Raw genomic sequence first — 4,457 nt, 5'->3', positions numbered from 1 at the left:
GGTCGACCCACACCGTCACCAGCTACCGTGAGAACCCGGTCCCCGCAAACGCTGGAACCAACTAACCGAGCCTCCAGCAAACCCGGGGCGATTCAGCGGGCGGCGGCGAGGGCCTCGGTTTTGGCTTTCGCCAGATCGAGCAGGTCCATCTGGATTGCGGTGATCTGGCGGGTCAGATCGGCCGGGTTGACCCCGTGCACGCGTGCCGATTTCTGTGAAAGCTGTTCTGTGTCAAGGATTCCGGATTCCTGGACGCGTTGCCACGGTGTTTTCGGTGCATCGTAGGTACGTGTCTTGCGGCCCGCGGCGGTAGTGGTGTACCCGACCGGTTTCTTCGTCGGGGTGAAGAAGTTCAGACGCACAGACACCACCTCCCACAATTGGTTGAGCAACTCCAGTTCGGCTGGTGTGTCGTAGTGCCAGTAGAACGCGTGTTTGCGCACGACGTGGTTCGGAACTTGTCAAGGTGTTTGAGTCCAGCGGGTGTTAGGCGGCTGCCGGACCACACAGCTTAATCGGTTCCGCCGACACGGCGAGCAGGGTCCAATCACTCAGTCGCACAGCCGATTTGCGGGGTGGATTACCTCGCGTGCGGGCTACAAGCCATTCGTCATTCGGCCTCGAGTATCAGGCGCTTGGCCACGTTGGCCATAGCGTAGGTAAATATCGCTGCGAGTGCACATCCAAAACATGTTGCTGCACAACGTATTGTGTCACAGGTGTCAAAACTTCAGGGTACTTGATCAAGTCAGCGTTGCAGCGCTGGCGGAAAGGCACGCCTCGTGCTCAACGTAGTCAACACCAACGAAGGTTCCAACTCCGACGGCGATGCGGGTCGTCCGCTGCTGCGGTAGTGACTGGCTCTGTGAGCCAGCGGTAGTAGGGCTGGCGGGAGAGCTTGAGGACCCGGCACGACACCGCCACGGGAATCCCGTCGACGGCGAGCTCCTTCACGAGCGGGTAGAACCTTTTCCCGGCAGATTCGCCTGCGACAGATACGCAGCCGCCCGCCGCAGCACCTCATTCTCCTGCTCCAACAACCGGATTCGCTTGTTCGCCTCCCGCAGCTCCGCGGACTGCCCGCTCGTCATGCCGGGCTTGTTACCGTCGTCGACGTCGGCGCGGCGCATCCACTTCTGCAAGGTCATCGGGTGCACCCCGAAATCCTTCGCGATCTGCTCGATCGTCACACCCGACTCGCGCTCGCGGGCAACCCGGACCACGTCATCACGGAACTCTTTCGGATACGGCTTGGGCACGATAGCCATCCTTCCAGGCCCACCCCCTCGGGCAAGCCAGATCAGATGTCACCTATCGATGCAGCAGTCCCTTCCTACGCCAGATCGACCGCACCTATGACGACCAGGAACTACACCTGGTGATGGACAACTACGCCACCCATAAGAAGGCAGAAGTCACCGAGTGGCTCGCCACGCACCCCAACATCCACGTCCACTTCCCCCCGACTTCCGGGTCCTGGCTCAACCTCGTCGAGGTCTGGTTCGGCATCGTCGACCGGCAAGCGATCCGGCGTGGCGTGTTCACCTCAGTGAAGGACCTCAACGCAAGAATACGAGCATTCATCACAGGCTGGAACGACCGCAAACACCCCTTCGTGTGGACAAAGACAACCGAAGATATTCTGAAGAAAACTCAACCGAAAACTAACTAACGACACGGGGCACTAGGTCGGCCTCTGGTGTCGCCCGTGCTCGCGGTTCCCTCGAAACCGGTGCGCGCCAACGCCAGCAAGACCACTGGCTGGCATATCAGCGATCGCGCCAGAAAATCCTCGACGAGCGAAAGCAGCGGCGCTGAGCATTCGTCACGTTCTTACGCCCAGCGGTACCCCGGCTGGACGAGGGTCGATACCCATCGAGTCCAGTGCCGCGTTCGCCACTGTCAATGGGGTGACCCCAACAGGATCGTAGGCCAACCTTTTGCGCGGAATCGTCGGAGCCGTCGGAATGGGGCGGGGCGGTGAGCCTACACCGCGTCCAAAGGGGGAGTGGTGGCGATCTCGCGGTCATATGCAACGCAGTGGGCGGCTGAGGGAGCGCGCACCAACTGTATATGCCCAGGGATGATTGATACCCCGATGACGATTATGGATCGACACCGATTACATCAACGACTCGACCGGACTGCTGGTCGCGCGTCAGAACGGCGACACGCCGCACCGGGCATTAAATCGCATTGGGGCGCTGTGAAATCAGGCGGTCAGCGAAGCCAAACAGTCAGCCCCTGGGGCGTGCACATCCGGACTGGCTACGACAGGGCCGACCGAGCAGAAGTTCGGGCCAGGCGACGCAAGCAGGAAGCCGACACCCGCGGTATCGATGTGCAGGTCGTCGTCGAGGAGTCCGATCAGCACGCTGACCCCGCTGACGATTCCGATGACGAGGGTATCGAGACCCACCGGAACCTCACGTGCCGAGTTGGATTCGATTGCGAACAGGGCGTCGGCGACGATCGCTACGGCTATGGCTACGGCTACGGTGGCGGCGGTCGGCACCCACCCCGGCGCGGATGAACTCGTCGGCGCCGGGCGGATAGGGTTCTCCGCGACCGCACCCGCGTGCTCCCCGGACGGGATGTTTACCACGAGTGCGGTACCCGACCGAGCTAGGGGAGAATAAGAAGAACGGTGACGGCGAATCCGATGGTCGCCAGAATTGCCGCAAGGAGCGCATCCAGGGGGTCCCACCGCTGCTGCTTCTCCCACGGCGGGGTGTACGGCGGGTGCACTTCGCGGCGCGACTTCGTCGGCGGTAGGCGATGCCGCGGTAGCGCGAACCGATGTGTTCGGTGTGGGGAAACGGTAGCCAGGGCTGGCCTCATCGAATCGCTCCGTGCCGCAGATCGTGGGCGTGGTGTCGGTGATCTCTGCCTGACTGGACGTGATCGCTCCAACTGGACGTGGTCGTTGGTGGCCATCACGGTAGCCCACCAGTGATGCAATGGCGACAGTTCTGGCCAGGTGGCCACCATGTCAAGAGTCGGGTCTTCGTGTCCAGTCATGCTGCCCTCCTTGGTATTTGACACTTGACTCGGCCATCAGAAGCAGGCGCCCATGTTTTAGCACTCGATGTAGCTGAGTGCTAGCGCACGGAGGATTGTGGTGCTATTTTGGTGACGTACAGCGTGAGCTGCTCGTCAACGGGTGGCGGGCAGCCTGATGTTCAGGAGGTGAGTAGCTGTGCTTCGTTTTGATCCGTTCAACGATGTGGATGCTCTGGCTCGTGGATTGATGACCGGTGCTGTTGCCGGTACAGCGCGCACGCCACGATTCATGCCGTTGGATCTGTACAAGGTCGACGATCATTACATGTTGGTCGCTGATCTTCCTGGCGCAGATCCTGGTTCGATAGATGTGGCTGTCGATAATGGTGTGTTGACGTTGTCGGCGCAACGCAGTGTGCCCACTGATGAGGGGGTGCAATGGTTGACCAGTGAACGGTTTTCCGGCACCTATCGGCGGCAGTTGTCTCTCGGAGAGGGCATCGATGTGGCCGGTATTGCCGCCACCTACGACAATGGTGTCCTGAGTGTGACGATCCCGGTGGCAGAAAAGGCTAAACCGCGCAAGATCACGGTGGAGGCTACCGGCGGGCCCCAGGCTATTACCGGTGGGCCCCAAGCTATTCCGAGTGAAGCATACTGACATCCCTGGTCGGTGGGGTCGAGGATCGATCGAGGAAGCCTCGGCCCCCATGTCACCGTCGCCGATTTCGTGGCCGTGAGGAGGGTCAAGTCATGACCGCTACTACGCTCCGGGAATCAGATCGACCGTTGGTCACCGATGCTGACTGGATCGATCAACAGATCGCTGTGGACCTCTCTACTGACTGGGACGACTATCCACGCACGCATCGTCACAGCCGGGGGTTCGGAACTGGCGGCGAGGTTCCCTCGCCGCCATAACATCTCCAGCGAGCGCCTCTGCTGAGGAGTGGGTGCGTGGCAGGGTCATTGTTCTGATCAGCGAGGTTGAACAGTGGCTGACCGGGCGCCGTGAATCGACAGTAGCCAGCCCCCAAGTCGCTGATGGCGGTGGCAGTCGAAGAGCAACACCTCGCACACAATGCGATGCCGCGCACCACTCACCCCAGCCCACCACCAACAACACGCACAGATCGGGATGGTGTGTGAATGGGGCGAACTATTCGACAGAACTAGGAGTGTGGCAACGCGCACCCCCGGTTGGTAGGGGAGTTCTCGACAGCACACGCGGTAATCTCTCTCCGAGTTGCTCTGGTGGCCGAGTAATCGTGGCCCCCAGGGCAACTCGGTCGTCATCGGTCGGGTCTGCTGCACGAATAGGTGACATTGGCAGGTCCCCGATAACCGGTCCAGGCAGTTCTAGTGTCGCGTTTCGTTAGTTGGTTTTCGGTTGAGCTTTCTTGAGAATCTCCTCGACCGGTTTCGTCCACACGAAGGGGTGTTTGCGGTCGTTC

4 protein-coding genes and 3 pseudogenes are annotated in these 4,457 nt (G+C 60.7%); 3 read left to right on the top strand and 4 right to left on the bottom strand.

What is annotated here, in order from left to right:
- Positions 1-92: 92 nt before the first annotated feature.
- The 3 genes and pseudogenes from ACWDSI_RS20345 to ACWDSI_RS20335 all read right to left on the bottom strand — a co-directional run.
- Positions 93-362: a transposase gene (locus ACWDSI_RS20345; RefSeq protein WP_449757670.1), complete on the bottom strand. Its 270-nt coding sequence runs from the start codon at positions 360-362 to the stop codon at positions 93-95.
- Positions 363-828: 466 nt separating this feature from the next.
- Positions 829-1,061 (bottom strand): annotated as a pseudogene (locus ACWDSI_RS20340) (IS3 family transposase); the annotation flags it as partial.
- A 21-nt stretch (positions 1,062-1,082) separates the two neighbouring features.
- A pseudogene (locus ACWDSI_RS20335) lies at positions 1,083-1,268 on the bottom strand (transposase); the annotation flags it as partial.
- A 113-nt stretch (positions 1,269-1,381) separates the two neighbouring features.
- Between ACWDSI_RS20335 and ACWDSI_RS20330 the strand changes: the two are divergent.
- Together ACWDSI_RS20330 and ACWDSI_RS20325 are read left to right on the top strand one after the other, a co-directional pair.
- A complete protein-coding gene (locus ACWDSI_RS20330) occupies positions 1,382-1,672 on the top strand; it encodes a transposase (protein WP_449757671.1) in 291 nt (96 codons plus the stop codon).
- A gap of 324 nt (positions 1,673-1,996) precedes the next feature.
- A pseudogene (locus tag ACWDSI_RS20325) lies at positions 1,997-2,095 on the top strand (SDR family oxidoreductase); the annotation flags it as partial.
- 117 nt (positions 2,096-2,212) lie between these two features.
- Here ACWDSI_RS20325 and ACWDSI_RS20320 read toward each other — a convergent pair.
- The gene (locus ACWDSI_RS20320; RefSeq protein WP_449757669.1) at positions 2,213-2,515 is read right to left on the bottom strand and encodes a hypothetical protein; all 303 of its coding nucleotides are present in this window, start codon (positions 2,513-2,515) and stop codon (positions 2,213-2,215) included.
- A gap of 684 nt (positions 2,516-3,199) precedes the next feature.
- Here ACWDSI_RS20320 and ACWDSI_RS20315 point away from each other — a divergent pair.
- Entirely contained in the window at positions 3,200-3,664 is a 465-nt protein-coding gene (locus ACWDSI_RS20315; protein WP_449757668.1) for an Hsp20/alpha crystallin family protein, read from the top strand.
- Positions 3,665-4,457: the final 793 nt, after the last annotated feature.

The sequence above is a fragment of the Gordonia sp. NPDC003429 genome (genome assembly GCF_053588575.1).
Note: the sequence above shows the minus strand (reverse complement) of the source record. Positions and strands in the feature narration are given on the sequence as shown.